Below are 26,654 nucleotides of genomic sequence, written 5' to 3' on the forward strand. Positions count from 1 at the left end.
ATAAAAAGCACGCGGGAGAAGGCAAAGGGATTTTCATGAGGCAGAAGAAAGGCCAACGCACTGCCGTTATAGCGGCAGGGGCGATGGCAACGATCGCGGCCAGCGCTTCGGCTTGGGGGCAGGATCAGCGGGCAACGCGCGACCGACCGGCAATGGAAGACATCATCGTCACCGGCGTCGCTCGCCCCGTCAACACACTGGATAGCTCTGTCTCGGTAAGCGCGCTCTCGCCGGACCAGATCGCGCAGTCTGTCCCTCGCACGACGGCGGAGATATTTCGTTTCATTCCTGGCGTCCGCTCAGAAGCGAGTGGCGGCGAGGGCAATGCCAATATCGCTGTCCGCGGTCTCCCCATCGCGTCAGGTGGCGCCAAGTTCCTGCAGTTGCAGGAAGATGGGATGCCCATCCTGCAATTCGGCGACATCGCCTTTGGCAATGCCGACATCTTCCTGCGCGCCGACCAGACAATCGCCACAATCCAGACGGTACGCGGCGGCTCGTCCTCTACGCTGGCGTCGAACGCGCCAGGTGGCATCATCAACATCATCTCGAAGGACGGCAGCACTCCGGGCGGCCTCGTTCAGCTCAGCAAGGGCCTCGATTATCGCGACACCCGCATCGATTTCGACGTCGGCGCGCCCCTGACGCAGACGCTGCGCTTCAACATCGGCGGCTTCTGGCGCGCGGGCGAAGGGCCCCGGCGGGCAGGTTATACCGCGAACCGCGGTTACCAGATCAAGGCGAATGTCACGCAGGACATTCCGGGCGGTCACATCCGCATCTACCTCAAGCGGCTCGACGATCACGCGATCGGTTATCTGCCGATGCCGACGCTGGTTACCGGCACCAACGCGCACCCGCACTACCGCTCGCTGCCGGCCTTCGATATCCGGAACGATGCCCCGCAAAGCGCCCATTTTCGCTCCGACGCCGGGTTCGACGGCAACAACCGCTTGCGTGTCACCGATGTCCGCGACGGCATGCATCCGGTCGTCACCACGTTGGGGTTCGAAGCGATCGCCGACATCGCGGACGGCTGGCGGATCGAGGACCGTTTTCGCTGGAGCAATGTCCATGGCAACTTTGTCTCACCCTTCCCGGCGCTCGTCGCCGGGCTGCAGTCGACCGGCAATACCATCGGTCAGTATCTGACCGACCAGCCCGGACCGTACAGCTTCACATACGCCACAGGGCCGAGCGCAGGCCAGCCCGTGAACGCCGCGACCCTCAACGGCAACGGGCTGGTGATGTTTACTCACCTGTTTAACACGACGCTCAATGACTTGGGCAATGCGACGAACGACCTGCGGATCAGCAAGCAGGCAGGCAATCTCACCCTGACTGCGGGCTATTACCGTGCCCGGCAAAAGATCGATCTCGACTGGACATGGAACAGCTATCTGCTGGAAGTGAAAGGCAATAACGCCGCGCTCCTCAACATCATCGCGCCGTCCGGCGAAGTGCTGACCCGGAATGGTCTCTCGGCCTATGGAGTACCTTTCTGGGGTAATTGCTGCCAGCGTAGCTACAACGCGCGCTATGACCTTTCGGCGTTCTATGGCTCGGCGGGCTTTGAGCTGGGCCAACTCTCGCTCGACGCCTCCCTGCGCTACGACAGTATGAAGGCGCGCGGTTCCTACGCCGGAACATTGCAGGTCGCCAATTTTGACGTCGACGGGGACGGCATCATCCAGCCGCTGGAGCGCAGCGTTTCGCTCATCAACAACGCCGCACCCCGGCCGATCCACTATCGGACGCATTATCTATCCTGGTCGATCGGCGCGAACATCCGGCTCACACCCGACGCTGCCGTGTTCGCTCGCGCCAGTCGGGGCGGCCGGTCGAATGCCGACCGCGTCCTCTTCGGCGTTGTACGCCGCGATGGCAGCATCGCGCGCAAGAACGCGGTCAACTTCGTTGATCAATTGGAACTCGGAACGAAACTTCGGTCCGGTCCGGTCAGCCTTTTCGCTACCCTGTTCCGCGCCACGACCCAGGAACAGAACTTCGAAGTTACCAGTGGTCGCTTCCTCGAACGGGTCTATCGGGCAACCGGGCTGGAACTGGAAAGCACCTATCGCCGTGGCATTTTCGATGTGCGCACCGGTGTCACCTGGACCCGCGCACGCATTGCGAGTGACGCCCTCACCCCGGCATTTGTGGGCCACACGCCGCGCCGACAGCCGGAATGGATCGTCACTGCGATGCCCTCGCTCGACTTTGGCGTCGTTCAAGGCGGCTTTTCACTGATTGGTAGCAGCAAGGCCTATGCACAGGACAATAATCGTCTGATTTTTCCAGCTTATGCGCAAGTAAACGCGTTTGTTAATGTTCGGCCCCGTCAAAATCTTCTGATCTCGCTTACCGGGAATAATCTGTTCAACGCAATTGGCATCACCGAGGCCGAAGAGGGGTTGATTGTAAACAATTCAAGCAACTATGTTCGTGCCCGAGCTATTCCCGGTCGCTCGGTTTCGGTATCGGCACAATGGGCCTTCTAGGCCGTCAACAACGGAGGCGGAATTGAACAAACACGATCCCGCATTCCGCCCGTCCCCCTCAAGTTCCCGGCGCTTGTCCGCCGTGACGGACAATTCCAGCCCCTCGCGGTGGACCGCAAGACATGTCGGAGCGATTCGCCCCTCCCGCCTGCCTCATGCGGACGTGCTGACAGCCGAATCGATCAAGCCCATCGCACCGCAACTCGATACCTGGGATATGTGGCCCGTGGAGACGATCGACGGCGACCGTGCCGCGATTGCAGGCGGAACAGTGTGGATGGCCCTGTCCGCCCCCATTCTGGGCGATCCCATCCTCCGCCACTCCCATGCGCGCATTCGCCTCCTCCACGAAGTCGAGGGTGAATGGCGCGATCTCGGCTATCTGCTCCCCGACAATTTCGGGCCGGGAAATCGCAAATGGGCCGGATCGGCGGTCCTTGACGAAAACGGCATTGTCACCCTGTTCTATACCTCGGCCGGAAATCTGGGCGAGAGCGGGGGTTACCGCCAGCGCATTTGCCGCACGCGCGCGACGCTCGATCTGCGGTCCGGCGAACCGGCGTTTGTGCGCTGGTCGCAGCCAGAAGAGATCATCGCAGCGGATGGGCTGCACTATCGCATCATCAACGAATGGGAAGGCAGCGCCGGAACCATCAAGGCGTTCCGCGATCCCGGCTTTTTCCGCGATCCGGCCGACGGCCAGCATTATTTGCTGTTCACCGCCTCGCTGGCGGGATCGGACCATGCTTTCGATGGCTGTATCGGCATCGCGCGCTCGGCAAGCGGGCTGTGGGGCCAATGGCAGCTTATGTCTCCGCTCATCAGTGCCGATGGGGTGAACAACGAGCTCGAACGTCCCCACATCCGGCATCATAACGGCCTCTATTATCTCTTCTGGTCTACGCAACTGAGTGTTTTCGCTCCCGATGGCCCGACCGGCCCGACCGGTCTCTACGGCATGGTCGGACGGAGTGTTGCTGGCCCCTATCATCCGCTCAACGGCACCGGTCTTGTCCTCGCCAATCCTCCAGAGGAACCCGCGCAGACATTCAGCTGGTTGGTGCTCGATGATCTGCGGGTCGCGAGCTTTATCGACAGCGTGGGACTGGGCGGCGCACAGCCACGCGATGCCGCCGAAGCGCGCCGTCATTTCGGTGGATGCCCGGCCCCGATGATCCGTATCGCGCTCAACGGGGACAAAACCTCGATCGTTCGCGAGGCGCGGTGACCACATCTTCCGCGTATGCCCGGCCGCGCCTGTCGGGTCTTGACATCGCGCAGATGAACCTCGGTTTCCTCGGCATCCAGTTCAGCTTCGGGCTGCAGCAGAGCAACATGGCGCCGATCTACAACTATCTCGGCGCGGAAGAGGCGCACCTGCCGCTCCTGTTCCTCGCCGGGCCAGTGACCGGCCTCCTCGTCCAGCCGATCGTCGGAGCGATGAGCGACCGCACCCTCTCCCGCTTCGGCCGTCGCTCGCCCTATTTCCTCTTCGGCGCCATCCTGTGCAGCCTGTGCCTGATTGCCATGCCGTTCAGCCCGGCGCTGTGGATTGCGGTCAGCCTGTTGTGGATATTGGACGCCGCCAACAACATCACCATGGAGCCGTACCGCGCCTATATCAGCGATAGGCTGGTCGCCGATCAGCAATCCCGCGGATTCCTGATGCAGGCGAGTTTCACTGGTCTGGCCCAAACCCTCGCCTATATTGCGCCGACGCTGTTCGTGGCGCTGGGGATAGATCGGCACGCCGTCGATGCCAACGGCATCCCGATCATTACAAAGGCGGCATTCGCCACCGGTGCCGTCCTCTCGACAGCGACCATTGGCTGGTCGCTCTACCGCGTGCGCGAGCTTCCCCTGACACCGGATCAACGCGCGGCGATCGAAGCGCAACCACGCTCGCCGGGCGCAACACTGGCGGAGATTGGCCATGCGATCCGCGCGATGCCACCTGCCATGCGCCAGCTCGGCTGGATGATGCTGTTCCAGTGGTACGCCATCTTCTGCTACTGGCAGTATATCGTCAACGCGCTGGCACTCGGCGTTTTTCAGACCAGCGACCCGGCCTCCTCGCAGTATCGCGATGCCGCTCTCCTCAATGGCCAAATCGGCGCGTTCTACAATCTCGTAGCCTTCGGCGCGGGCTTCGTGCTGGTTCCCCTCGCCCGCCGCATCGGGGCGAAGTTCACGCACAGCCTCTGCATCGCGCTGGCAGGCGCGGCCATGCTCGCGCTGCCGCTGATCCGCGATCCGGTGCTGCTCTTCCTTCCCATGCTCGGCATCGGCATCGGCTGGGCAAGCATGATGGGAACCCCCTATATCCTCCTCGCCCGCGCCATTCCCAGCGCGCGCACCGGGGTCTATATGGGGATTTTCAACATGATGATTGTCATCCCGATGTTGCTCCAAACCCTCACCCTGCCGCTGATTTATAACCCGCTGCTCGGCGGTGACCCGCGCCATGTGCTGCTGCTCGCCGGAGCGCTGATGCTGGTCGCTGCGGCATGTGGCCTGCGCGTGACGGACCGGCGGGATGCGGAGGCGACGGATGTCTGATGCCCTTCATCTCAAGCTCAAGATCCAGCTGTACTGCGGCGACGAGATCGCCATGGGGCCAGGCAAGGCAGACCTGCTCGAAGCGATCATCCGTGAGGGCTCTATCTCTGCGGCGGGGCGGGCCATCGGCACCAGCTACCGCCGCACCTGGCTGCTCGTCGACACCATGAACCGGTGCTGGCGGGAACCGCTGGTCGTGGCCGCGCCCGGTGGATCGGGCGGCGGCGGCGCCCGGGTGACGGACCTCGGAAAGGCCGTCCTCGCACACTACCGCACCTTGCAGGACCGCGTCGCCAACGCCGCCGCCTGTCCCGACCGGCAGGCGCTGGCGGACGCGATGCTGGCTTCGCCCCGACCGGGCGGAAAATCCGAGCGCTGATCTCCCATATCTGCCGAATAATCACAGAATGCTTTTCCTCGCTCACGCCCCTTGGCGAACCGCACCTACCGCTATATACATCCCGCTATAGCGTAAGGATCGTCATGATAACCGGCCCCCTCAAAGCCCTGCTTGGCGCAATCCTTGCCGTGATCGTCTCTACCACACCCGCGCTTGCGCAACCCGGCCCGCTCGTTCTCGCCGCGTCGAGCCTTCAGGAATCGCTGACCGAAGCGGCAGGACGCTGGGCGGCGAAGGGGCATCCCAAACCTGTCGTCTCGTTCGCCGCTTCGTCGGCGCTCGCTCGCCAGATTGGCGCGGGCGCACCCGCCGATCTTTTCATTTCCGCCGACGAAACCTGGATGAACGACATTGCCGCCAAAGGTCTGATCCGCCCGGGCACCCGTTCTTCGTTTCTGTCCAATCGGCTGGTATTGGTCGCCCCCGCCGCGTCCCGGCTGCGCCTCACGCCTGCGTCCCGCTTCCCGCTTGCCCGCGCGCTCGGCGCCGGCCGTCTCGCCATGGCCGACCCCGACGCCGTGCCCGCTGGGAAATACGCGAAAGCCGCGCTCGTGACATATGGCGTCTGGCCATCAGTCGCCGGCAAACTCGCCCGCGCCGAAAATGTCCGCGCTGCCCTCGCGCTCGTTGAGCGTGGCGAAGCCCCGCTCGGCATCGTCTACGCGACCGATGCGCGCGCATCGACGGCGGTGCGGGTGGTCGGCGTCTTTCCGCCAAGCAGCCATCCGGCGATCACTTACCCGATCGCCACGCTCAAAGCGGCCACCCACCCCGACACCGAAAGATTCCGCCGATTCCTCCTGTCCGGTGAGGGCAAGGCGATCTTCCGGCGCTACGGATTTGCGCCACGTTGATGCTGTCGCCGGAGGAATGGGAGATCGTCCGCCTCTCCCTCAAGGTCAGCCTGGTGGCCGTCGCAGGCGCACTGCCCGTCGCTTTCGCGCTGGCATGGGTGCTCGCGCGGGGCCGCTTTCCGGGCAAGCTGCTGCTCGACGCGCTGGTCCACCTGCCGCTCGTCCTGCCCCCGGTCGTCACCGGATGGCTGCTGCTGCTCGCCTTCGGTGCCAACGGCCCGGCGGGGCGCTGGTTTGCCCAGACGTTCGACATCACCTTCATGTTCCGCTGGACCGGTGCCGCGCTCGCGGCTGCCGTCATGGCGCTGCCGCTGATGGTACGGGCGATGCGCCTTTCGATCGAGGCGGTCGACCGGCGGCTGGAGGGCGCAGCCCGCACCCTTGGCGCCGGACCGTGGCGCAGCTTCGCGACCATAACCTTGCCGCTCGCCACACCGGGCGTCGTTGCGGGCGCAATCCTCGGCTTTGCCCGTTCGCTGGGGGAATTCGGCGCGACGATCACCTTTGTGTCGAACATCCCCGGCGAAACGCGCACCCTGCCGATCGCAATTTACTCCGCGCTGCAAGTGCCTGGCAGCGACGCGGTCGTGACGCGTCTCGCGATCATTGCGGTCGTCTTGTCGCTGCTGGCTCTGGTCGCGTCCGAAGCACTCGCCCGGCGCATCGGAAGGGGAACGGGCAGCCATGTCCTTTGAGATCGATGTCAGCCGCCGTCTGGGTGATCGCATCATCGCGTGCGCCTTTCAGGCCCCGGCGGGGCTGACCGCGCTGTTCGGGCCGTCCGGCGCGGGCAAGACGAGCGTGCTCAACATGATTGCAGGTCTGTTGAAACCCGATACGGGAACCGTACGCGTCGCGGGCGAGACCCTGACCGATATCGCCGCGGGTGCCGACGTCCCCCCCGAACGCCGCCGCGCGGGTTATATTTTTCAGGATGGCCGCCTGTTTCCCCACATGAGCGTGCGGCGCAACCTGCGCTACGGCGAAAAGCTTGCCCGCCCAGAGCATCGCTGGATGACCATGGGAGACGCCGTCGACTTCCTGGGCATCGCGTCCCTGCTCGACCGCTGGCCCCGGACCCTTTCCGGCGGGGAAGCGCAGCGCGTTGCGATCGGCCGCGCGCTGTTAAGCGCCCCGCGCTTCCTGCTGATGGACGAACCCCTGTCCTCCCTCGACGCTGCGCGCCGCGCAGAAATCCTCGTCGTGATTGAGCGCATTCGCGACGAGCTCAAGCTCCCGATCCTTTACGTCAGCCACGATCGCGCGGAGGTCGATCGCCTCGCCGACACGATCGTTCCGATCGAATAGCCCGCTTCAGGTCGGCCACACCCACACCGCCACGTTGGCGAACATGACGACGGCGGCGATCAGCATCAGGATCCCCTGTTTCGCCTGCCGCTTCTTGGTGAGCAGGAACACTCCGCCCCCGACCAGCGCAAATCCCGCCAGCATCAGCACGGACAGCACAAAATTCATCGTCAGACCGGCGGGCATGGCAATCTCCTTTGCGCCCCTCCATAGCCGCTCGTCCACCCCACGCAACTGTACGGTGGCAATTCCGGGATTGCCCGCCTAGATAGGCCGCAGGATCGAATCAGCCGGAACCGACGACCCATGCGTATCGCCATCGCCTCAGATCATGCCGCTCTCGAGCTCAAGGCCGACCTTGCCGAATGGTTGCGCCTTGATGGGCACGATGTCGAAGATCTCGGACCGTTTGACGCCACCAGCGTGGATTACCCGGATTATGGCTACAAGCTCGCGTCCGTCATTGCGGAAGGCACGGCGCAATTCGGCGTTGCCCTGTGCGGATCCGGCATCGGCATATCGATCGCGGTCAACCGCAATCCCGCCTGCCGCGCGGCACTGGTGAGCGAGCCATTGTCCGCCGCTCTCGCACGCGAGCATAACGACGCCAACGTCATCGCGATGGGGGCGCGCCTGATTGGTCTGGAAATGGCCAAGGCTTGCCTGACTGCCTTCCTCTCCACCCCGTTCGGGGGTGACCGGCACCAACGCCGCGTCAACAAACTCTCTCATCCTGCTCTCTAACGCGAAAGGATTGCCCATGAGCACGACCGCCACTCTGGAAGCCGGGGAAGCAATCCGTTCCAAAGGCTTTTTCAACGAAGGTCTGGCGACCTCCGATCCGGAAGTGTTCGCCGCCATTCAGGGCGAGCTGAAGCGCCAGCAGGACAAGATCGAGCTGATCGCGTCGGAGAACATCACCAGCAAGGCGGTGCTCGAAGCCGCCGGATCGGTCCTCACCAACAAATATGCCGAGGGCTATCCCGGCAAGCGCTATTATGGCGGCTGCGAATATGCCGACATCGTGGAAAATCTGGCGATTGAGCGCGCCAAGAAGCTGTTCGGCTGCAATTTCGCCAATGTGCAGCCCAATTCGGGTAGCCAGATGAACCAGGCCGTGTTCCTCGCGCTGCTCCAGCCGGGCGACAGCTTCATGGGGCTTGATCTTGCCGCCGGTGGCCACCTCACCCACGGCTCGCCCGTCAACATGTCGGGCAAGTGGTTCACGCCCATTCCTTATGGCGTGCGGCGCGAAGACCAACTCATCGACATGGACGAAGTCGCCCGCATCGCGCGAGAGAACAAGCCGAAGCTGATCATCTGTGGCGGCACCGCCTATTCGCGCCTGTGGGATTTCAAGCGTTTCCGCGAGATCGCCGACGAGGTGGGCGCCTATCTGCTCGCCGACATGTCGCACTTCTCCGGCCTCGTCGCCGGCGGCGCGCATCCCAGCCCGGTGCCCCACGCTCATGTCACGACCACGACGACCCACAAGTCGCTGCGCGGCCCCCGCTCGGGCATCATCCTCACGAACGACGAGGCGATCGCCAAGAAAATCAACTCCGCCGTATTCCCCGGCATGCAGGGCGGCCCGCTGATGCACATCATCGCGGGCAAGGCCGTTGCCTTTGCCGAGGCACTCCAGCCGGAATTCAAGGCCTATGCCGCGCAGATCGTCGCCAACGCGCGGGCGCTTGCCGCGACGCTGGAGGATGCGGGGCTCAGCATCGTGTCGGGCGGTACCGACAACCATCTGATGCTGGTCGACCTGCGCGCCAAGGACACCACCGGCAAGGCGGCGGAAATCGCGCTCGACCGTGCCTACATCACCTGCAACAAGAACAACGTGCCCTATGATACCGCAAAGCCGTTCGTGACATCGGGCATCCGTCTGGGCACCCCGGCGGGCACGACACGCGGCTTCCGCGAGGCCGAATTCCGCGAGATCGGCAACCTGATCGCCGAAGTCGTCGAGGGCCTGCGCCGCAACGGCGAGGCTGGGGATGGCCAGGTCGAACAGAAGGTGCGCGACCGCGTGCTCGCCCTCACCGCTTGCTTCCCTATTTACGAGGGGTAAGGACATGAGCAGCACCTGCCGCTCCTGCAACGGCGCGATCGCGGACGGGAGCCGCTTTTGCCCGCATTGCGGCGCGGCGGTTGCCGCCACGCCCAGCGGGCAGAACGCTTTCTCATCGGCCGCATCCGACCTGATGGACGTCGGCCGTACGCTCTCCAAAAACCCTTTCGCCAAAAAGGTGGCGGCGGGCGCGGCCATCGGCGCGGCGGTCGCTATCCCGGTCCCGATTATCGGCTGGGCAACCGGCGCGGTGATCGGCGGCGGGATCGTCGCTTACAAGCACTGGACGAGGCGCTAATGCGCTGCCCGTTCTGCGGCCACGACGACAGCCAGGTAAAAGACTCGCGGCCCACCGACGACGGTGCGGCCATCCGCCGACGCCGCCAGTGCGAAGCCTGCGCCGCCCGCTTCACCACGTTCGAACGCATCCAGCTCCGCGATATCTGGGTGCTGAAAAGCGAGGGCCGCCGCCAGCCCTTCGATCGCGACAAGCTGGCCCGCTCGGTCGACATTGCGTGCCGCAAGCGCCCGATCGACTCGTCGCGCATCGAAAAGCTCGTCTCCGGCATCCAGCGCCAGCTCGAGACCGGCGGCGAGAGCGAAGTCACCGCGCAGGCCATCGGCGAACTGGTGATGGAAGGCCTCAAGAGCCTCGATTCCGTCGCCTACATCCGCTTTGCCAGCGTCTACAAGGATTTCAACGAAGCCAAGGACTTCGAGGACTTTGCTGGCACGGTTAAGGAAGTCGGGGGTGAGTGAACCAGAGAGATCTTACTGTCCGTTCGTCCTGAGTAGCCATTGAGCGAAGTCGAAATGGCGTATCGAAGGACCAAGACATGAGCTTCCACACCTATATGCTTAAATGCGGCGATGGCAGCTACTATGTCGGCCACACGGATGCTCTGGAAACACGCATTGCTCAACACAAGAAAGCCGAAATACCCGGCTACACCGCGTCGCGCCTGCCGGTAGAGCTGCTTTGGACGCAGGATTTCGGTACCCGGGAAGAGGCGCTGGCCGCTGAGCAGCAAATTAAGGGTTGGTCACGGAAAAAAAAGGAAGCGTTGATCGATAGCGATTGGTCAACGCTCAAGGCCCTATCGCGCAAATCCTTCGATACGGGTCTTCGCCTTCGCTCAGCCCCTACTCAGGACGAACGGATGTTGGATTCCGCAGCCCCTCCTCCCGTCATCGTGCTCGTCCGCCCGCAGCTTGGCGAAAATATTGGCAAAGCCGCACGCGCCATGCTCAATTTCGGGCTGACCGAGATGCGCCTTGTTGCTCCCCGCGACGGCTGGCCCAATCCCGATGCCGGTCCATCCGCCGCCGGAGCCGATGTCGTGCTGGAACGCGCGCAGGTCTTTCCCACGCTTGCCGATGCGGTCGCCGACTGTGCCCAGGTCTATGCCACGACAGTGCGCAAGCGCGGCGTCACCAAATCCGTTGTCACGCCCGAGGAAGCCGCCCGATCGATCCACGCCGCGCAGGGGCGCAGCGCGATCGTCTTCGGTCCGGAGCGTTCCGGACTGGAGACCGACGACGTCGCACTCGCCCGCACGATCATTACGGTACCAATCAATCCGGAATTCGGTTCGCTCAACCTCGCGCAGGCGGTCATCCTGTGCGCCTATGAATGGTCAAAGGGTGTTTCGCTCGCTTCGCCACCCGCGACCAATCTGCTGCCGCCCGCCCCGCAGGAAGAGCTGGAGGGCATGATCACCCAGTTCACCGATATGCTGGAGGATGTCGGCTATTTCTTCCCGCCGGATCGCACGCCCGCGACGAAGCTGACATTGCGCAACCTGCTCACCAAACCGGCTTGGAACCATCTGGAAGTCCGGACCCTACGCGGCGCCTTATCGTCGCTCGCTCGCCCCCGTCGCCGGTAAACCGGCCTTTACCGCGGCCATATCCTCCGGCGTATCCACATCCTGGAGCCAGCGCGGATCGGCCGCAACCATTGGCGCATCGCGCAGCACGGACTTTGCGCCATGGTCGCCACTCATGGCGCGCAGCGCAGCGAAGTGCGCCCGACCAAAGATCGCGGGCGGGGTGATCGCGCGCTCCCCGCGGCTCGCGATCCGGTCGCCATCAAAGGCGTCCATCAAGGCCATGATATGGCTACGCGGCACCAATGGCATGTCCGCGAGCAGGATCATGGCCGCATCAACTGCCGGATTTGCTTCTACCGCCGCTACCCCCAGCGACAGGGAATGCGCCATCCCCTGCTCCGGCGCCCCGTTGCGCACCGTCTGAAAGCCTCGTTCGGCAAACCCGGGGTCGGCGTGCCCAGTCACGGCAACACGAGCCGCAAAGTCGACATCCGCGATCCTGTCCACGCTGTGCAGCGCCAGCGCGCGCCCGTCGAGATCCACAGCCAGCTTGTCCTGCGCTCCAAACCGCCGGGAAGCGCCCGCCGCCAGCAGGATCATGGCAACCCGGCTCGCGGCTATCGACATAGGCACTCACCCCGCATCAGAACGTGTAGGCGATCCCCGCCCCGCCGACCCACTGGTTGCGACTGCCCGCGTCGCGCACGATCGGGCTGTCGGCATAGCGGCCGAGAATGCGGCCATATCCGCCCAGCGCGAAGATCGAAAGCCCCTTGCGCAGGTCACCGGAAAGCGACTTGGCACCCACAATACCAAGGTTCAGCTTGGCAAATCCCGCCTTGTCTCCGGCCGCACCGTAGACGCCAAGGCCGCTTGCCTGACTTCCGGCCAGTGTTACGTCATAATAATAACGCCCAAAGCCCTTGCCCACATAGTCGGCCGAGACCGACACACCGACATAGGTGCTCCTGGACAAAGGGGTGCCATATTCGATCGTCGGCGTGACGATATAGCTGCGGTGTGCGCCCGCCACGTCGTGCAAATAGGAAACGCGGAACGAGAGATTGTCGTAATCGCTGGTGATGACGCCGGTCTTCGCGACCCCGCCCCAACCGCCGACTTCCCATGCGGTATCCAGCTCGCCCAGCGCGCGGACCTGCCTGTCCTTGATTTGCCGCGTCCGGTTGAAACGTGCGCCACCGACCGGTCCGGCCTCGATATCCAAGCCGCCTGACTGTGCGTCGGGAATGGCATCGACGAACAGATATGGCCCGCGCGAGAAGAAGGTGAAGCCCTCCACCTTGCCGCGCACCACCGCCCCGGGGGTCACGACACTGTCATCAGACCCGTCATAGCTCGGCACTACGCCTGCGCCCACGCCGACAGTCAACTGGTTCCGGTCTTCGAGATCCTGTGCGTGCGCGCCCGAAGCGGCCAGCGCGGCGGCAGTCAAGGAAAGCAGCGAAAAGCGGTTTACATAAGACAGCACGGTCATTTTCCTCGATGGTTGCATTGACACGCTAATGTTTGTGGCCGCGCCAATGTTCCGAATAAGGCAGAGTATCAGAGGAAATATTGAAATTTTATGGTCTGAGCCGTTGGTGCGGCCGCCACGCGAAATCGCACGGCATCGAATTTGGGTGCGCTCATGATCAACTTGGGATTACGCGAAAATCCGACGCCTTCCCGCGGAATGCCGAACATCATGTCCGCCTTGAAATTGCTGTTTTCGTCGTGCAGCACAGTCAGCGCGTAGTCGCCCGGCGTCACTCCCGCGAACCGCAACTGAGCACCATTGGCCGCCGCGACGCTCGCCTTGTAGGACGCGGGGTCCTTATCGCAATGGGGAAAGTAGCGCGGCTCGCGCGTCAGGCACGCACGGATCATCCCCCGCGTGGACCGCAACCCTTCAAACCGGACATCGACTTCGCCCATGTCCGGGTGCATCTGTGTCTTTTCACCCGACGCCGCGTCGGGAGCGGGCAGCGAGCCCGGTTCGCTCGCCGCTGTCAGCAGCAGAATCAAAGTGGCCAAGGCCGAGGTCCGTGCCGCAAAGCCGATCCCAGAAACGGAAATACAGGCCATAGTTCCCCCGATACACGTCATGATGCCGCTGATGATGGGTCGCCGTTATCAGGCCCCGCCCGATAAAGCCATGGACCAGCGCGCGCGGAAACATCTCCCAGCCCATATGGTTGCCAACGCCCATGATCGTCATGATCGCCAGGACGATCCCCAGCGCAGCGACATGGATCGGAAGAACGAACACCAGCAGCGGGATGACAATCGCTCCGGTTACCGCCTCCCACGGATGAAAGCTCATCGCGGCCCAGGCGGTGGGCGGTCGGCTTTCATGATGCACCGCATGCATGGCCCGGAACAAGGCGGGTCGGTGCATCCACCGGTGCGTCCAGTAGAACCATGTGTCATGCGCGGCGAGATACAGCAGGATCGAGACCGGTCCATACCACAGCGGCATAGCCGTGACTTCGGTGTATATCCGCGTCCAGCCCTGCTCCCTCCAGCCCCAGGCGACAATTCCTGCGGGCACGCCGTAAATCGCGGCTGAAGCCAGGCTCCAGCGGATCTCTCGCCCAATCTGCCGGTCCAGCCCGCGGTACAGGCCCGGATGACGCAGCCGCGTCGCCCACGCGAAAGCACCACTGGTCAACAGATAGCGAACCCCGACGATCACGCTCATCGCCAGCGCGGACAGGGCGATCGCGCCTGCTATGACCATCTCACCCGACATGACCTGGCCCGACCTCAACCGTGACGTGGACCATATGCGGCAACTGGTGGGTACGCGCGCGCACTGCTTCCACCGCCGTATCGTCTGACAGGCTGACGATTGCGGCATGGGCGTGGGGCCCGACCCGCCATACATGAAGGTCGGTCAGCTGCGCCCCGCACTCCCGCGCGATGTGCTGGATTGCGGTGATCAGAGCGGGTTCGGCTGTGTCGAGCAGGATTGACGCCGTATCCCCCATCAGGCTCCACGCCCAGCGCGCGATGACCACAGCGCCAACGATGCCGACCGCCGGATCGAGCCACGTCCAGCCGAGATAGCGCCCCGCGAGCAGCGCGGCGATCGCCGCCACCGATGTCAGCGCATCGGCCAGCACATGCAGATAGGCCGCACGCAGATTATTGTCGCGATGCGCCGGAGAGGAATGCGCGTGCTCATGCCCATGATGATGGCCCTCATGTCCGTGGCTGTGCCCATGCTCGTCGCCCATCAGCAAACCGGCGCTCACCAGATTGACGATCAGCCCGATCACCGCCACCAAAGTGGCATCGCCAAAATCGACCACATGCGGGTTAGCGAGACGCAAACCCGATTCCACCGCGATTCCGATCGATGCGACGCCCAACAGCAGCGCGGAGGCGAAGCCCGCGAGATCCCCGACCTTGCCGGTCCCGAAGGTGAAGCGCGGATTACGCGCATGCCGCCGCGCATAATGATAGGCGCCCGCCGCCACCGCCAGCGCGCCCGCATGGGTCGCCATGTGAAATCCGTCGGCGAGCAGCGCCATCGATCCGGTCATCCACCCGGCGATGATCTCCGCCACCATGCAGATCGCCGTGAGCGCCACCACCCATAAGGTGCGCCGCGCGTTGCGATCATGTCCCGCCGTTAGGTAGATATGATCGAAATAATGGCGATGTTCGGGCGGTGCGCTGTCCATGCGATCTTTCAGTAAACCCGGCAGCGCGCGCGTCAATCTCGGGCTATCGTCAAGGCGGATTTCGGGCTAACCCTTTTTCGTGATCCGGTCGCCCTCTTCTGAACTCTCGTGCGATCTCGCGATCGTCGGCGGCGGCCTTGCTGGTGGCCTGATCGCGCTCGCTTTCGCCCGGCTGCGCCCCGAAGTCTCAGTGCTGCTGATCGAGGGGGCCGATACCTTGGGCGGCAACCATGTCTGGTCGTTCTTTGACAGCGACATCCCCGCGCGCGACCGCTGGTTGATCGACCCGATGATCGTGCATCGCTGGCCGTCCGGCCATGACGTCCGCTTCCCCGGTTTCGCCCGCACGCTGACCGCCGGATATAACAGCATCACCTCCGCACGCTTCGACAAACATGTGCGGGCGATGATCGGCAAGGGCGTTCACAGGGGCGCCGTTACGGAAATCAGGCCGGACGGGGTAACCCTCGAAAACGGAACGACAATCACCGCGAAGGGCGTCATCGACGCACGCGGTTTTTTTACGTTCGCCAGGGAACCGGAAACCGGAGACGCGTGTTTCATGCCACGCGACCCGACGAGGCTTCTTCCACAAGAGGCAAGCATCGTCACTGGCCCGGCAACTTCGGTGGCCGGGCCTTTTTTGTGCGCCGCCGATACCCGCCCGCCTGACCCGCTTGCCTCCCTCGATTGCGGGTGGCAGAAATTCTTGGGCCAGACCCTGCGCCTATCCGCGCCGCATGGCCTCACCCGACCGATTATCATGGACGCCACGGTCGAACAGATCGATGGCTATCGCTTCGTGTATGTTCTTCCGACCGGCGATCACGATCTTTTCGTCGAGGACACCTATTACAGCGACGACCCGCATCTCGACGCAGCCGCCATCCGCACTCGTATCGCCGCTTATGCCGGCGCGCAGAGCTGGAGGGTCGAGGTTGTCACGCATGAGGAAACGGGCGTGCTACCCGTGGTTATCGGCGGCGATTTTGACCGATTCTGGCCACGGCACGACCCCGTCGCCCGCGCTGGAGTGCGCGCCGGCATGTTCCATCCAACGACCGGTTATTCCCTGCCACACGCCGTCAGCTTCGCCCTCGACATCGCCGCGATGGAACGGCTCGATGGCCCATCGCTCGCTCTGGCCACCCGTGCCCTGGCGCAGGCGCACTGGCGCTGCGGCAGCTATTATCGTCTCCTCGACACCATGCTGTTCCGCGCCGCGCAGCCTGCGGAACGCTGGCGCATCTTCGCGCGCTTTTACCGCCTGTCGGAACCGCTCATCGCCCGTTTCTACGCCGGTCGGTCCGCCGCGCGGGACAAATTGCGTATCTTGTGCGGACGGCCGCCAGTGCCCATAAGGGCGGCCATGCATGCATTATGGAAACGAGCCCGCCCGTGAGTGACAGCAACTCCGGTCCGGACAGCGACACGCCCCCTCCCAAGTCCGCCATCGTCATTGGCGCGGGGTTCGGTGGGCTGGCGCTCGCCATCCGCTTACAATCGGCGGGCGTCGCCACCACGCTCGTAGAGGCCCGCGACCGCCCCGGTGGCCGCGCCTATGTGTGGCAGAAGGAAGGCTTCACCTTCGACGCCGGTCCCACCGTCATTACAGACCCGGAATGCCTCCGCGAGCTGTGGCGCCTGACCGGGCGGGATATGGCCGACGACGTGACGCTCGACCCTGTCATGCCCTTCTACCGCCTCAACTGGCCGGACGGCACCAATTTCGATTACAGCAATGACGATGTTTCTCTTCGTCGGGAAATTGCCAACCTCAATCCTGAAGACGTCGCCGGTTACGAACGGTTCCTCCAGTACAGCGCAGGCGTTTTCCACGAAGGCTATGAAAAGCTCGGCACGGTCGCCTTTCTCGACTTCGCGAGCATGATCAAGGCCGCCCCTGCCCTGGCGCAGTATCAGGCTTGGCGCTCGGTCTATTCGATGGTGTCGAGCTTCGTGAAATCCGAGAAGCTGCGCGAGGCCCTGTCCTTTCACACACTCCTCGTCGGCGGCAACCCGATGGCGACCAGCGCGATCTATGCGCTGATCCACAAGCTCGAAAAGGACGGCGGCGTCTGGTTCGCGCGCGGCGGGACCAACAAACTTGTCTCCGGCATGGTCGCTCAATTCGAACGGATCGGCGGCACGCTGCGCCTCGGTGATCCGGTGGAAACGATCGAAACGCTCGGCGATCGCGTCACCGGTATCCGCACGCAGAGCGGCTGGACCGCGCAGGCCGATGCCGTCGCGAGCAATGCCGACCTGATGCACAGCTACCGCGACCTGCTGCGCCATCATGTCCGGGGCCAGCGGCAAGGCGAAAAACTCGCCCAGAAAAAATGGTCGCCCAGCCTGTTCGTCGTGCATTTCGGCATCAAGGGTACATGGCCGGGCATCCCCCATCACATGATCCTCTTCGGTCCGCGCTACAAAGGCTTGCTGACCGATATTTATGATCATGGCGTGCTGGCTGAAGATTTCTCGCTCTACCTCCACCATCCAACGGTTACCGACCCCGCGATGGCGCCCGAGGGATGTTCGACCTTCTACGCGCTTGCGCCCGTGCCGCATCTGGGCAAGCTGCCGATTGACTGGGACCATTACGGCCCGCTTTACGCCGACCGCATTCTCGGCGAGATCGAAAAGCGCCTTATTCCCGACATCCGGTCCCGCATCGTTACGCAGTTCCACTACGCCCCGCCCGATTTCGCGACCGATCTCCACGCGCATATGGGCAGCGCGTTCAGCCTCGAACCCTTACTTACACAGAGCGCGTGGTTCCGCGCACACAACCGCGATGACGTGATCCCCAACCTCTATCTCGTCGGCGCGGGCACGCATCCGGGGGCGGGTATCCCCGGCGTCGTCGGCAGCGCCAAGGCCACCGCGCGCCTGATGCTTGACGATCTGGGCAAGGCGTAGAGCGAGCGCGATGAAACGTCTTGCCGTCTATTGCGGCTCCGCTACGCCCGCCGACCCGGCCTTCGTGGAATGCGCTCGCATGGTCGGCCGCACGCTGGCGGAACGGGGCATCGGCATCGTCTATGGCGGCGGACGGCTCGGCCTGATGGGCGCCCTGGCTAATAGCGCGCTGGCAGCGGGCGGCGAAGTCATCGGTGTCATCCCGCAGGCGCTGGTCCTGCCCGAAGTCGCGCATCGGGGCTGCACCGCGCTCGAAGTCGTCGCAAACATGCACGAGCGCAAGGCGCGCTTCACAGATCTTGCCGACGGCTTCCTCACGCTTCCCGGCGGCGTGGGCACAATGGACGAATTGTGGGAGGCGATCAGCTGGGCGCAGCTCGGCTATCACGCCAAACCGGTCGGCCTGCTCAACGTCGCGGGCTATTATGACGGGCTGATCGCCTTCGCCGATCATATGGCAGCAACCGGCTTTGTGCGCGATGACCATGCCCGCATCCTGATCCACGACACCGATCTCGACACCCTGCTAGCCCGTATGGAAGGCTATACGCCCCACCGCGCGATCTTCTCCATGAAGGCCGACGATCTGTGACCCGTGCCGAACTGGTCGAGCACGCCCGCGCCAGCATTGCCAGAGGCAGCAAAAGCTTTGCCATGGCATCGAAGCTGTTCGACCCCGCCACGCGCGAGCGCGCATGGCTGCTCTACGGCTGGTGCCGCGCCTGCGACGATATCGCCGATGCGCAGGACCATGGCGGGACGATGGGCATCGTGACCGATGCCGCCGATCGCCTCGCCGAAATGCGCGCGAAGACAGACGCCGCGCTCGACGGCGAAATCACGGGTGATCCGGCGTTTGACGGTTTGGGCGTCGTCGCCCGCGAATGCGCCCTGCCCACCGCCTTCGCGCACGATTTGATCGAAGGCTTTGCGCTCGACGCCGCCGACTGGCGACCGCAGACGACGGACGATCTGCTGCGCTATTGCTATCATGTGGCGGGCGCAGTGGGATTGATGATGGCCGTCGTGATGGGCGTATCGCCCGCTGACGACGACACCCTCGATCGCGCCTGCGACCTCGGCCTCGCCTTTCAGCTCGCCAACATCGCGCGTGACGTGGCGGAGGATGCGAGCGCGGGCCGCTGCTACCTGCCGCGCGACTGGCTTGCGGAAGCGGGCATCACCCCCGACACCCTGACGGCGCCCGAAAACCGTCCCGCTCTGGGAAAACTGGGCGCGCGGCTGGCCGAAATGGCAGGCCATTACGAAGCCAGCGCCCGCCACGGCACGCCCGCCCTCCCCTTCCGCAGCGCTTGGGCCGTCCTCGCCGCCGCCGGGATCTATGGAGACATCGCCCGCGAAGTCGCCCGGCGCGGATCGAGTGCGTGGGACCAGCGCATTGTTACAAGCAAGGCGGCAAAGCTCGGTTGGGTTGCGCGGGCTTGCTCGCAAGCGGCGGTGCGCCATGCCCGATGGCCGAACACCGATCAGCGAGCGGCTAGCTTATGGCGACGAACGAGCGACTGAAATCCGAACTCGCAAGGACGATGACCGCGGCTATCAGCACCACAATGCCGATCAGAAACAAGACGTCCGCCCGCGCTTCATGAGGTGTTTCGTCGGGCTCGCTCCGGATTGCCAGGTAAGAGAACAAACAGCTCACTGCAAAACTTATTGCCGCTGCCCATGCCAATTCGTCCGCCATGGTCTGGGAAGAACGATTGGCCACGTGCAGGCCGGTTATCACAAGCAAGGCAATTCCCAAAAGGTTGGACGCCGCATTGAGAATATGGCTGGGCTTGGACATGGACGGTTTCTCGCCGACTGCACCTGAACAATCGCTGAGTTGATCCCGCCATTGCGCTGCACCGCAAAATAAGCTAGGGGCGCGGCGATCAAACCCTCGAAAATGAGCAAAACTTCATGAGCCTTCGCCCCGACTCCCTTCGGAACGTGGCCATCATCGCGCACGTCGATCATGGCAAGACCACCTTGGTCGACCAACTGTTCCGTCAGTCCGGAACGTTCCGGGACAACCAGCGCGTGGAAGAGCGCGCGATGGACAGCAACGATCTCGAAAAAGAGCGCGGTATCACCATCCTCGCCAAACCCACGTCGATCGACTGGGAAGGTACGCGCATCAATATCGTCGACACGCCGGGCCACGCCGACTTCGGCGGCGAGGTGGAGCGCATCCTTTCGATGGTCGATGGCGTGATCCTGCTGGTCGACGCTTCCGAAGGCGCGATGCCGCAGACGAAGTTCGTCACCGGCAAGGCGCTTGCGCTCGGCCTGCGTCCCATCGTCGTCGTCAACAAGGTCGACCGTCCGGACGAGCGCATTCAGGAAGTGCTGGACGAGGTGTTCGACCTGTTCGTTTCCCTGGAAGCGACCGATGAGCAGCTCGATTTCCCGGTGCTCTTTGCGTCGGGCCGCAACGGCTATGCCAGCGAAGATCCAACGCGTCGCGAAGGCACGCTGACGCCGATGTTCCAGAAGATCGTCGATCATGTGCCGCCGCCACAGCTTGATGTCGATGCGCCGTTCACGTTCCTCGTGACGCTGCTCGATCGCGACAATTTCCTCGGTCGCATCCTCACGGGCCGCGTCACTTCGGGTACGCTCAAGGTCAACCAGCCCATCCACGCGCTCGACATGGACGGCAAGGTCATCGAAACCGGCCGCGCTTCGAAGATCATGTCGTTCCGCGGGCTGGAGCGTGTTCCGGTTGACGAAGCCAAAGCGGGTGACATCATCAGTCTGGCGGGCCTCACCGTCGCGACGGTTGCCAACACGATCGCCGACACGAGTGTGACGGAGCCCATTCAGGCACAGCCGATCGATCCGCCGACGCTGTCGATGCGCTTCGCGGTCAACGACTCCCCCATGGCGGGCCGCGAAGGCACCAAGGTGACGAGCCGCATGATCCGCGATCGCCTGGAGCGTGAAGCCGAATCCAACGTGGCGATCAAGGTCACGGAGAGCGCCGACAAGGACAGCTTCGAGGTTGCCGGGCGCGGCGAGCTTCAGCTCGGCGTACTGATCGAAACGATGCGCCGCGAAGGCTTCGAACTCGGCATCAGCCGGCCGCGCGTGCTCTTCGGCACGGACGAAGCTGGCAACCGGACCGAGCCTTACGAAACCGTCGTCATCGATGTGGACGATGAATATTCCGGCACGGTCGTCGACAAGATGGCTCAGCGCAAGGCGGAAATGACCGACATGCGCCCCTCGGGTGGCGGCAAGACGCGCATCACCTTCTCGGCCCCCTCGCGCGGCCTCATCGGCTATCATGGCGAGTTCCTGTCCGATACGCGCGGCACGGGCATCATGAACCGGCTGTTCGAGAAATACGGCCCCTACAAGGGCACGATCGAGGGCCGCAAGAACGGCGTCCTCATCTCCAACGGTGCGGGCGAGGCCAATGCCTATGCGCTGGGTCCGCTGGAAGAGCGTGGCGTGCTGATGGTCGGCGTGGGCGAAGCGCTCTACGAAGGCATGATCGTGGGTGAAAACGCCAAGCCGGAAGACCTCGAAGTCAACCCGATGAAGTCGAAGCAGCTCACCAACTTCCGCGCGTCGGGCAAGGATGACGCCATCCGCCTGACCCCGCCATGGAAGATGACGCTGGAACAGGCGATCGCCTATATCGACGATGATGAGCTGGTCGAGGTCACACCCAAGACCATCCGCCTGCGCAAGCGCTTCCTCGATCCGAACGAGCGCAAGCGCCAGTCGCGCGCCAAAGCAGCATAACAACAGACGGCGGGCCAGCGATGGTCCGCCGTTTTGCTAAGGCAATGGGTCGTCCTAGGGCCAATCGATATTCAGATGATGACGTGACGAAAATGGTGGTTTTGCGTGAGCCGGAGCGCAGCGTACTCCAGTACGTGAGCACCGGAAGCACGGAAAATCGCGATTTGCAGGCCGTCAGAGCTGAATATCGATGGGCCCTAACGCAAAGCACTCCAGACCAGCTCTGCCCCCAACCCGACCAGCAAGACATCGATCATCACGTAGAATCGCTCGGCGCGGATCCGCCGTATCAGCCAGACGCCCACCAGTGTCGTTACCACCGCCACCGGCACCATCGTCATAACGATCCGCAGCGTTTCCGGCGTGAATTCCCCCAACGCCCAGAACGCGGGGACCTTCGACCAGTTCAGGATGGCAAAGAACACGGAGCTGGTGCCGACATATTCGGTGTGCGGCAAGCGTTTGGGGCTCACATACATCTGGAACGGCGGCGACCCGGCATGAGCAATCTGGCTGGTGATACCCGCGAAGACACCGGCCACGGTCCCCACCCATGGCGGGGCATGGACGGGCAGAACGACCGCCTTCCCGCGTAACTGCTTCAGGCGCCAGGCGCCGAACAGAATGGAAATGACGCCCAGCACGCCGATAATGGCCGTATGCGAGACATGCGCGGCAACCAGCGCCGCGATCACGACGCCCAGCAGCGCACCCGGGACCATCCAGGCGACGATCGCGCGGTTCCAGCTGTGCCGGAACGCCCACACGCCAAATACGTCCTGTATGACCATCAACGGCAAAAGGATCGCTGCGGCCTGCGTCGGCGGAAACGCGAAGACCAGCACGGGCACCGCCAGCACCCCCAAACCGGCAAAGCCGCCCTTCCCCAACCCCAGCAGGGTCACGGCAATGAGCAGGCACATCAGGGTAAAGGGGTCAAAAGGCATTAAAAAGGCTCTATGGGTCTCCGCTGACTGACGGGTTCACGGCCACAGGGCAAGACGATTCCATGCCAACCTTTGAAAAATCGCCTCACGTCTTTGTCTATGGCACGCTCCGCCCCGGCGCATCGCGCGCGGCACTGCCCACCGGTCTTGCGCGGATGCTCGCTCTGGAGACCGTTCCTGCAGGGCCGGCGCGGGTGCGTGGCCACCTGCTGCGCGTTGCGGATTATCCCGCTTTAGTCTTGGACGAAGAGGCCGGTTGGGTCATCGGCGATCTCCTGCGGATGACCAACCCGGCGCCCTTGCTCGCCGCCCTCGACGCCTATGAGGAATGCAGTGCGGATTTCCCTCAGCCCCACGAATATCGCCGCGTGCTGATCGACGTTCAGAGCCCGGAAGGCCCGGTGCCCGCATGGGCGTGGCTTTATGCCCGTACCACCGATGGGCTACCGATTATCGAAAGCGGCGATTTCCTGAATTCCTAATTTTCCCATTCATGTCCAGCGTCATCGGGGCACATATGCGCCGTGCCCCGTCGCGTGACGGAGCGTATAACGAATGGATTCCGTCAGCAGCGATGGCCCTCGCCTGCTACTTCGCCTTTATGGCCTGCACCGCCGCCAGCGTGTTTTTCACATGATCCTTGTAGCTCAGCGCGCTATGGACATAGACTACCCGCCCCGTCGGCGCGATCACATAGGATGTGCGGTTGGTGAGACCCACCCGCAGCGGCATCGCGACGTCATATTTGGCGATCACCCCCGGCCCGGCCGACGCCACCGGAAACTTGCTGCGGCATTCCTCGACCGAAAATTTGGCAAGCTTGTCGATCGGATCGGCGGACATGCCGACCACTTCCGCCCCAGCCGCGCGAAACGCGTCAACATTTTCGGCAAACTCATGCGCTTCAGCAGTACACCCCGGCGTAAACGCGGCGGGGAAGAAATAGAGCACCACCGGCCCCTTCTTCAGTTGATCGGACAGCTTGAAGGTGAACATCTTGCCGCCGATGGCGCCGCGTGTCGTGAAGTCGGGAGCCTGCGCACCTACGGCGAGCGCGCTTGTCGCCGCGCGCGATCCCACGAACAGTCCGACCGCGCCCAGCGCACCCACGAGCGTTATCCATTTGGTCCAGCGGCGCATGGCAGTCTCCTTCGCATGTCGGTTCGCGCCACCCTATCACAATCCCCGGCGGGAAAAAGCTCGTCCGCCCGAAAACGCGTTCAAATGATTCCCTTTCGCCGCGCCAGCGTTTACACGAGCCCATGCTCACGCGCCTCACCATCAGCGACTTTCGCAACCATGAGGATGCCTTGATCGTACCGCGCCATCCATTCGTGGTGCTGACCGGCGAGAATGGCGCAGGCAAGACCAACATATTGGAAGCCGTCTCGCTGCTGGCGCCCGGTCGTGGACTGCGGGGTGCCAGCCTCTCTGCAATGGCGCGTCAAAACGGCCCCGGCGGCTTCGGCGTGGCCGCACAAATCGATGGCGTCACGATCGGCACCGGCGCCAGCCCGGCCGCGCCAGAACGGCGGCAGGTCCGCATCAATGGCGTGACCGCCGCCGCAACGAGCCTTGCCGATCACGCCGCGCTCGTGTGGCTCACACCCGCCATGGATCGCCTGTTCGCCGAAAGCGCAGGCGGTCGGCGCCGCTTCCTGGATCGGCTCACCCTTGCCCTCCGTCCCGGTCATGCCGTCCACAGCGCCCGCTACGAAGCGGCGATGCGCGCACGCAACAGCCTGCTCGCCGAAAGCGCCCGCGCCGATCCGCAATGGCTCAACGCCCTGGAAACGCAGATGGAAAGTCACGGTGTGGCCCTTGCGGAGGCGCGCAACGACCTCGTCGTCCGCCTCAATGACGCGCTGCGAGACCAACCCGATGCGCCCTTTGCCCGCCCCCTGCTTGCCATGGAGGGGTGGGCCGCGGGCGGCGAGCCCCTTGCCGCGCAGCTACGCCAGAGCCGCGCCCGCGATGCCGCGGCCCGCCGAGCGCTGGTCGGCCCACACCGCAACGACCTTGCCGTCACGCACAGCGCGAAACAGCAGCCTGCTGCTCTGTGTTCGACCGGCGAGCAGAAGGCGCTGCTTCTCTCGATCCTGCTCGCCCATGCGACGCTGGTGGCAAACGCAACCGGCCGCTCCCCGATCCTGTTGCTGGACGAAGTTGCCGCGCATCTGGATCCCGTCCGGCGACTGGCGCTGTTCGATCGGCTTGCCGCGACCGGGAGCCAGACATGGATGACGGGGACAGAGCCGGAACTATTCGACGGCATCCGTGACGCAAGCCGCTTTCATATCGAGGCAGGACGGATTCGCCCGCTTTAGTCGCAAGCATCCCGAAACAGTCCATTTCGCACATGCGAAATGCTGTGACGCACGTCACACCCCGCCGCCCAAACGTTTCGTCGCAGCTTCGGTTCCCGGCTCTATCTTTCGTTAACCTCTTTTGCTTCAACCCTCCCAGCCAGGAAATGGCGGGGCAAAAAGGGTCGCAATCCATGCTGAAAACACTGCGCGCAGCGCTGGCGCTTGTCGTGAGCGCGCTCCTGCTTGCTACCACTGCCAACCCGCTGACCGCTGCTGTTCTGCAATGCGCTCCTTATGCGCGGGAAATTTCCGGTATCCAGCTTTTCGGCCGTGCAGCAAGCTGGTGGGACCAGGCTGCTGGTCATTATGACCGGGGCAACCAGCCCCGTGAAGGCGCCGTCCTTGCCTTCTCCGCAAGCCGTTCCATGCCGGCAGGTCACGTCGCCATGGTGAGCAAGGTGATGGGTCCGCGCGAGGTACTGATCACGCACGCGAACTGGTCCTATCGGGGCGGGATCGAGCGCAATGTGCGCGCCGTCGACGTGTCACCCAACAACGACTGGAGCGAAGTGAAGGTATGGTACGCCCCCATCGGCGACCTCGGCCTGCGCCCCAACCCGGCCCATGGCTTCATCTATCCGCAGGCCCCGGCACAGAACGACGCGCTTGCCGCCCCGGTACAGATCGCGGCCGCTTACTAAGTCCTGCCTGCGTTTGTCGTGGCTAGCATATCCGCCACTCTGATCATGGTTAACCACTTCCTAAGATCTGCATGACATAGCCGACCGGAACGGATTTTTTCTGACCGGATTGCGCGATGACCCTGCTCCGTATCTTGGGCCTGTCCCTCGTCCCGACGCTGCTCTTCGGCGCACAGCCGGTGCTTGCTGCCGAAGCGCTGCAATGCGTTCCCTATGCCCGCACGGTATCCGGTATTAACCTCATGGGCGATGCCCTGACCTGGTGGGACAAGGCCGCCGGGCGTTATGATCGCGGCAACCGCCCCCGCAAGGGCGCGGTCATCGCCTTCGCCCCGGTCGGCCCGATGACGCTGGGTCATGTCGCAGTGGTGAGCAAAGTCGTCGATGACCGAGAGATCCTCATCCGGCACGCCAACTGGTCCATACCCGGCGCGATCGAGGAAGATGTGCGCGCCATCGACGTTTCCGATACCAATGACTGGAGCGCGGTGCGCGTATGGCACAGCCCCAGCGGCCGCATGGGCGTACGCATCAACCCCGTATTCGGCTTCATCTATTCGCCCGATCGGACTCTGCGCCGCTTCGATCCAGATCGCGACGCCAACGGCGCGCGTTACGCGATCCTGAATCGCGTTGAACCGCGGTCGGATCACCAGCCCGCGATGATCCGGCTGGCCTACCGACCGCTTGCGCCCACGACCGACGTCACGATGCCCACCAAGCGCACTCAGCCCGAGCGAACCCTTGCGGACATCATCGCCGACGTTAAGAAAAGCGCAAAAATAAGCTGAACGGC

At 63.6% G+C, this 26,654-nt stretch carries 30 protein-coding genes; 21 read left to right on the forward strand and 9 right to left on the reverse strand.

Features of this window, described 5'->3' with window-relative positions:
- The first annotated feature begins 35 nt into the window (after positions 1-35).
- From FHS92_RS10595 to FHS92_RS10625, 7 genes are all read left to right on the forward strand, one after another.
- Positions 36-2,501, forward strand: a complete 2,466-nt coding sequence (locus tag FHS92_RS10595; protein WP_246351939.1) for a TonB-dependent receptor — start codon at positions 36-38, stop codon at positions 2,499-2,501.
- A gap of 22 nt (positions 2,502-2,523) precedes the next feature.
- Positions 2,524-3,729 carry a glycoside hydrolase family 68 protein gene (locus tag FHS92_RS10600; RefSeq protein ID WP_246351940.1) on the forward strand — a complete coding sequence of 402 codons (1,206 nt, stop codon included), beginning with the start codon at positions 2,524-2,526 and terminating at the stop codon, positions 3,727-3,729.
- A gap of 53 nt (positions 3,730-3,782) precedes the next feature.
- A complete protein-coding gene (locus FHS92_RS10605; protein WP_246351955.1) occupies positions 3,783-5,060 on the forward strand; it encodes an MFS transporter in 1,278 nt (425 codons plus the stop codon).
- Complete coding sequence (locus FHS92_RS10610) at positions 5,053-5,439, forward strand: winged helix-turn-helix domain-containing protein (RefSeq protein ID WP_184080437.1); 387 nt, start codon at positions 5,053-5,055, stop codon at positions 5,437-5,439. Before FHS92_RS10605 ends, FHS92_RS10610 begins: the two co-directional genes overlap by 8 nt.
- A 104-nt stretch (positions 5,440-5,543) precedes the next feature.
- Entirely contained in the window at positions 5,544-6,314 is a 771-nt protein-coding gene (gene modA, locus FHS92_RS10615) for a molybdate ABC transporter substrate-binding protein (protein ID WP_184080440.1), read from the forward strand.
- Entirely contained in the window at positions 6,314-7,009 is a 696-nt protein-coding gene (modB, locus tag FHS92_RS10620; protein WP_184080442.1) for a molybdate ABC transporter permease subunit, read from the forward strand. The genes modA and modB overlap by 1 nt, the downstream gene beginning before the upstream one ends.
- Positions 6,999-7,622, forward strand: coding sequence for a molybdenum ABC transporter ATP-binding protein (locus FHS92_RS10625; RefSeq protein ID WP_184080444.1), 624 nt, complete (start codon positions 6,999-7,001; stop codon positions 7,620-7,622). Before modB ends, FHS92_RS10625 begins: the two co-directional genes overlap by 11 nt.
- 6 nt (positions 7,623-7,628) lie before the next feature.
- On the opposite strand, the gene FHS92_RS10630 is transcribed toward FHS92_RS10625, so the two are convergent.
- On the reverse strand, positions 7,629-7,808 hold the full coding sequence (locus tag FHS92_RS10630; protein ID WP_343056715.1) for an LPXTG cell wall anchor domain-containing protein: 180 nt from the start codon (positions 7,806-7,808) through the stop codon (positions 7,629-7,631).
- Between the two features lie 120 nt (positions 7,809-7,928).
- Between FHS92_RS10630 and rpiB the strand changes: the two genes are divergently transcribed.
- The 5 genes from rpiB (at position 7,929) to FHS92_RS10655 (ending at position 11,588) form a co-directional block, all read left to right on the forward strand.
- Positions 7,929-8,366, forward strand: a complete 438-nt coding sequence (rpiB, locus tag FHS92_RS10635) for a ribose 5-phosphate isomerase B (RefSeq protein ID WP_184080446.1) — start codon at positions 7,929-7,931, stop codon at positions 8,364-8,366.
- Positions 8,367-8,382: 16 nt separating this feature from the next.
- Positions 8,383-9,699: a serine hydroxymethyltransferase gene (glyA, locus tag FHS92_RS10640; RefSeq protein ID WP_184080447.1), complete on the forward strand. Its 1,317-nt coding sequence runs from the start codon at positions 8,383-8,385 to the stop codon at positions 9,697-9,699.
- A gap of 4 nt (positions 9,700-9,703) precedes the next feature.
- Positions 9,704-9,997 carry a hypothetical protein gene (locus FHS92_RS10645; RefSeq protein ID WP_184080984.1) on the forward strand — a complete coding sequence of 98 codons (294 nt, stop codon included), beginning with the start codon at positions 9,704-9,706 and terminating at the stop codon, positions 9,995-9,997.
- The gene (gene nrdR, locus FHS92_RS10650) at positions 9,997-10,458 is read left to right on the forward strand and encodes a transcriptional regulator NrdR (RefSeq protein ID WP_184080448.1); all 462 of its coding nucleotides are present in this window, start codon (positions 9,997-9,999) and stop codon (positions 10,456-10,458) included. Before FHS92_RS10645 ends, nrdR begins: the two co-directional genes overlap by 1 nt.
- 77 nt (positions 10,459-10,535) lie before the next feature.
- Complete coding sequence (locus tag FHS92_RS10655; protein ID WP_184080449.1) at positions 10,536-11,588, forward strand: TrmH family RNA methyltransferase; 1,053 nt, start codon at positions 10,536-10,538, stop codon at positions 11,586-11,588.
- On the opposite strand, the gene FHS92_RS10660 is transcribed toward FHS92_RS10655, so the two are convergent.
- The 5 genes from FHS92_RS10660 to dmeF all read right to left on the reverse strand — a co-directional run bounded on the left by FHS92_RS10660 (position 11,556) and on the right by dmeF (position 15,220).
- Positions 11,556-12,158, reverse strand: a complete 603-nt coding sequence (locus FHS92_RS10660; protein ID WP_184080450.1) for a nucleotidyltransferase family protein — start codon at positions 12,156-12,158, stop codon at positions 11,556-11,558. The genes FHS92_RS10655 and FHS92_RS10660 overlap by 33 nt on opposite strands.
- A gap of 16 nt (positions 12,159-12,174) precedes the next feature.
- Positions 12,175-13,020: a MipA/OmpV family protein gene (locus FHS92_RS10665; RefSeq protein WP_343056716.1), complete on the reverse strand. Its 846-nt coding sequence runs from the start codon at positions 13,018-13,020 to the stop codon at positions 12,175-12,177.
- Between the two features lie 74 nt (positions 13,021-13,094).
- Positions 13,095-13,565: a DUF2141 domain-containing protein gene (locus tag FHS92_RS10670; protein WP_246351941.1), complete on the reverse strand. Its 471-nt coding sequence runs from the start codon at positions 13,563-13,565 to the stop codon at positions 13,095-13,097.
- On the reverse strand, positions 13,489-14,283 hold the full coding sequence (locus tag FHS92_RS10675; RefSeq protein ID WP_425506243.1) for a sterol desaturase family protein: 795 nt from the start codon (positions 14,281-14,283) through the stop codon (positions 13,489-13,491). Before FHS92_RS10675 ends, FHS92_RS10670 begins: the two co-directional genes overlap by 77 nt.
- A complete protein-coding gene (gene dmeF, locus FHS92_RS10680; RefSeq protein ID WP_184080452.1) occupies positions 14,273-15,220 on the reverse strand; it encodes a CDF family Co(II)/Ni(II) efflux transporter DmeF in 948 nt (315 codons plus the stop codon). The genes FHS92_RS10675 and dmeF overlap by 11 nt, the downstream gene beginning before the upstream one ends.
- A 79-nt stretch (positions 15,221-15,299) precedes the next feature.
- Between dmeF and crtY the strand changes: the two genes are divergently transcribed.
- The 4 genes from crtY to FHS92_RS10705 are packed head-to-tail and all read left to right on the forward strand — an operon-like array spanning position 15,300 to position 19,672.
- A complete protein-coding gene (gene crtY, locus FHS92_RS10690; protein WP_425506244.1) occupies positions 15,300-16,622 on the forward strand; it encodes a lycopene beta-cyclase CrtY in 1,323 nt (440 codons plus the stop codon).
- The gene (locus tag FHS92_RS10695; RefSeq protein WP_343056717.1) at positions 16,619-18,145 is read left to right on the forward strand and encodes a phytoene desaturase; all 1,527 of its coding nucleotides are present in this window, start codon (positions 16,619-16,621) and stop codon (positions 18,143-18,145) included. Before crtY ends, FHS92_RS10695 begins: the two co-directional genes overlap by 4 nt.
- Positions 18,146-18,155: 10 nt before the next feature.
- Complete coding sequence (locus FHS92_RS10700) at positions 18,156-18,737, forward strand: LOG family protein (RefSeq protein WP_184080454.1); 582 nt, start codon at positions 18,156-18,158, stop codon at positions 18,735-18,737.
- An 11-nt stretch (positions 18,738-18,748) separates the two neighbouring features.
- Positions 18,749-19,672, forward strand: a complete 924-nt coding sequence (locus FHS92_RS10705; protein WP_281377810.1) for a phytoene/squalene synthase family protein — start codon at positions 18,749-18,751, stop codon at positions 19,670-19,672.
- Here FHS92_RS10705 and FHS92_RS10710 read toward each other — a convergent pair.
- Positions 19,644-19,952 (reverse strand): hypothetical protein, encoded by a 309-nt coding sequence (locus FHS92_RS10710; RefSeq protein ID WP_184080455.1) that lies wholly within the window; start codon positions 19,950-19,952, stop codon positions 19,644-19,646. The two genes, FHS92_RS10705 and FHS92_RS10710, sit on opposite strands and share 29 nt — an antisense overlap.
- Positions 19,953-20,068: 116 nt before the next feature.
- On the opposite strand from FHS92_RS10710, the gene typA reads away from it, so the two are divergent.
- Positions 20,069-21,901: a translational GTPase TypA gene (gene typA, locus FHS92_RS10715; protein WP_184080456.1), complete on the forward strand. Its 1,833-nt coding sequence runs from the start codon at positions 20,069-20,071 to the stop codon at positions 21,899-21,901.
- Between the two features lie 197 nt (positions 21,902-22,098).
- On the opposite strand, the gene FHS92_RS10720 is transcribed toward typA, so the two are convergent.
- Positions 22,099-22,848 (reverse strand): sulfite exporter TauE/SafE family protein, encoded by a 750-nt coding sequence (locus tag FHS92_RS10720; protein ID WP_184080457.1) that lies wholly within the window; start codon positions 22,846-22,848, stop codon positions 22,099-22,101.
- Between the two features lie 62 nt (positions 22,849-22,910).
- Here FHS92_RS10720 and FHS92_RS10725 point away from each other — a divergent pair, with 62 nt between their 5' ends.
- Entirely contained in the window at positions 22,911-23,330 is a 420-nt protein-coding gene (locus tag FHS92_RS10725) for a gamma-glutamylcyclotransferase family protein (protein ID WP_184080458.1), read from the forward strand.
- 106 nt (positions 23,331-23,436) lie between these two features.
- Here the strand turns inward: FHS92_RS10725 and FHS92_RS10730 are convergent, their stop codons facing one another.
- Entirely contained in the window at positions 23,437-23,988 is a 552-nt protein-coding gene (locus tag FHS92_RS10730) for a peroxiredoxin (RefSeq protein ID WP_184080459.1), read from the reverse strand.
- Positions 23,989-24,110: 122 nt separating this feature from the next.
- On the opposite strand from FHS92_RS10730, the gene recF reads away from it, so the two are divergent.
- The 3 genes from recF to FHS92_RS10745 all read left to right on the forward strand — a co-directional run bounded on the left by recF (position 24,111) and on the right by FHS92_RS10745 (position 26,649).
- Positions 24,111-25,175 (forward strand): DNA replication/repair protein RecF, encoded by a 1,065-nt coding sequence (gene recF / locus FHS92_RS10735; RefSeq protein WP_184080461.1) that lies wholly within the window; start codon positions 24,111-24,113, stop codon positions 25,173-25,175.
- Between the two features lie 173 nt (positions 25,176-25,348).
- Positions 25,349-25,858, forward strand: a complete 510-nt coding sequence (locus tag FHS92_RS10740) for a CHAP domain-containing protein (RefSeq protein ID WP_184080463.1) — start codon at positions 25,349-25,351, stop codon at positions 25,856-25,858.
- 116 nt (positions 25,859-25,974) lie between these two features.
- Positions 25,975-26,649 (forward strand): CHAP domain-containing protein, encoded by a 675-nt coding sequence (locus FHS92_RS10745; protein ID WP_184080465.1) that lies wholly within the window; start codon positions 25,975-25,977, stop codon positions 26,647-26,649.
- Positions 26,650-26,654: the final 5 nt, after the last annotated feature.

Source organism: Sphingobium subterraneum (assembly GCF_014199435.1).
In the GTDB taxonomy this organism is placed as follows: domain Bacteria; phylum Pseudomonadota; class Alphaproteobacteria; order Sphingomonadales; family Sphingomonadaceae; genus Sphingobium; species Sphingobium subterraneum.

Coding starts and splice junctions, on each gene's coding strand:
- FHS92_RS10655 (WP_184080449.1), top strand. CDS start 10,536: ATGAGCTTCCACACCTATATGCTTAAATGCGGCGATGGCAGCTACTAT.
- typA (WP_184080456.1), top strand. CDS start 20,069: ATGAGCCTTCGCCCCGACTCCCTTCGGAACGTGGCCATCATCGCGCAC.
- nrdR (WP_184080448.1), top strand. CDS start 9,997: ATGCGCTGCCCGTTCTGCGGCCACGACGACAGCCAGGTAAAAGACTCG.
- FHS92_RS10605 (WP_246351955.1), top strand. CDS start 3,783: ATGAACCTCGGTTTCCTCGGCATCCAGTTCAGCTTCGGGCTGCAGCAG.
- FHS92_RS10660 (WP_184080450.1), bottom strand. CDS start 12,158: ATGTCGATAGCCGCGAGCCGGGTTGCCATGATCCTGCTGGCGGCGGGC.
- FHS92_RS10645 (WP_184080984.1), top strand. CDS start 9,704: ATGAGCAGCACCTGCCGCTCCTGCAACGGCGCGATCGCGGACGGGAGC.
- FHS92_RS10610 (WP_184080437.1), top strand. CDS start 5,053: ATGTCTGATGCCCTTCATCTCAAGCTCAAGATCCAGCTGTACTGCGGC.
- FHS92_RS10725 (WP_184080458.1), top strand. CDS start 22,911: ATGCCAACCTTTGAAAAATCGCCTCACGTCTTTGTCTATGGCACGCTC.
- recF (WP_184080461.1), top strand. CDS start 24,111: ATGCTCACGCGCCTCACCATCAGCGACTTTCGCAACCATGAGGATGCC.
- FHS92_RS10630 (WP_343056715.1), bottom strand. CDS start 7,808: ATGCCCGCCGGTCTGACGATGAATTTTGTGCTGTCCGTGCTGATGCTG.
- FHS92_RS10740 (WP_184080463.1), top strand. CDS start 25,349: ATGCTGAAAACACTGCGCGCAGCGCTGGCGCTTGTCGTGAGCGCGCTC.
- FHS92_RS10675 (WP_425506243.1), bottom strand. CDS start 14,283: ATGTCGGGTGAGATGGTCATAGCAGGCGCGATCGCCCTGTCCGCGCTG.
- FHS92_RS10625 (WP_184080444.1), top strand. CDS start 6,999: ATGTCCTTTGAGATCGATGTCAGCCGCCGTCTGGGTGATCGCATCATC.
- FHS92_RS10710 (WP_184080455.1), bottom strand. CDS start 19,952: ATGTCCAAGCCCAGCCATATTCTCAATGCGGCGTCCAACCTTTTGGGA.
- FHS92_RS10720 (WP_184080457.1), bottom strand. CDS start 22,848: ATGCCTTTTGACCCCTTTACCCTGATGTGCCTGCTCATTGCCGTGACC.
- rpiB (WP_184080446.1), top strand. CDS start 7,929: ATGCGTATCGCCATCGCCTCAGATCATGCCGCTCTCGAGCTCAAGGCC.
- glyA (WP_184080447.1), top strand. CDS start 8,383: ATGAGCACGACCGCCACTCTGGAAGCCGGGGAAGCAATCCGTTCCAAA.
- dmeF (WP_184080452.1), bottom strand. CDS start 15,220: ATGGACAGCGCACCGCCCGAACATCGCCATTATTTCGATCATATCTAC.
- FHS92_RS10745 (WP_184080465.1), top strand. CDS start 25,975: ATGACCCTGCTCCGTATCTTGGGCCTGTCCCTCGTCCCGACGCTGCTC.
- modB (WP_184080442.1), top strand. CDS start 6,314: ATGCTGTCGCCGGAGGAATGGGAGATCGTCCGCCTCTCCCTCAAGGTC.
- FHS92_RS10730 (WP_184080459.1), bottom strand. CDS start 23,988: ATGCGCCGCTGGACCAAATGGATAACGCTCGTGGGTGCGCTGGGCGCG.
- FHS92_RS10700 (WP_184080454.1), top strand. CDS start 18,156: ATGAAACGTCTTGCCGTCTATTGCGGCTCCGCTACGCCCGCCGACCCG.
- modA (WP_184080440.1), top strand. CDS start 5,544: ATGATAACCGGCCCCCTCAAAGCCCTGCTTGGCGCAATCCTTGCCGTG.
- FHS92_RS10595 (WP_246351939.1), top strand. CDS start 36: ATGAGGCAGAAGAAAGGCCAACGCACTGCCGTTATAGCGGCAGGGGCG.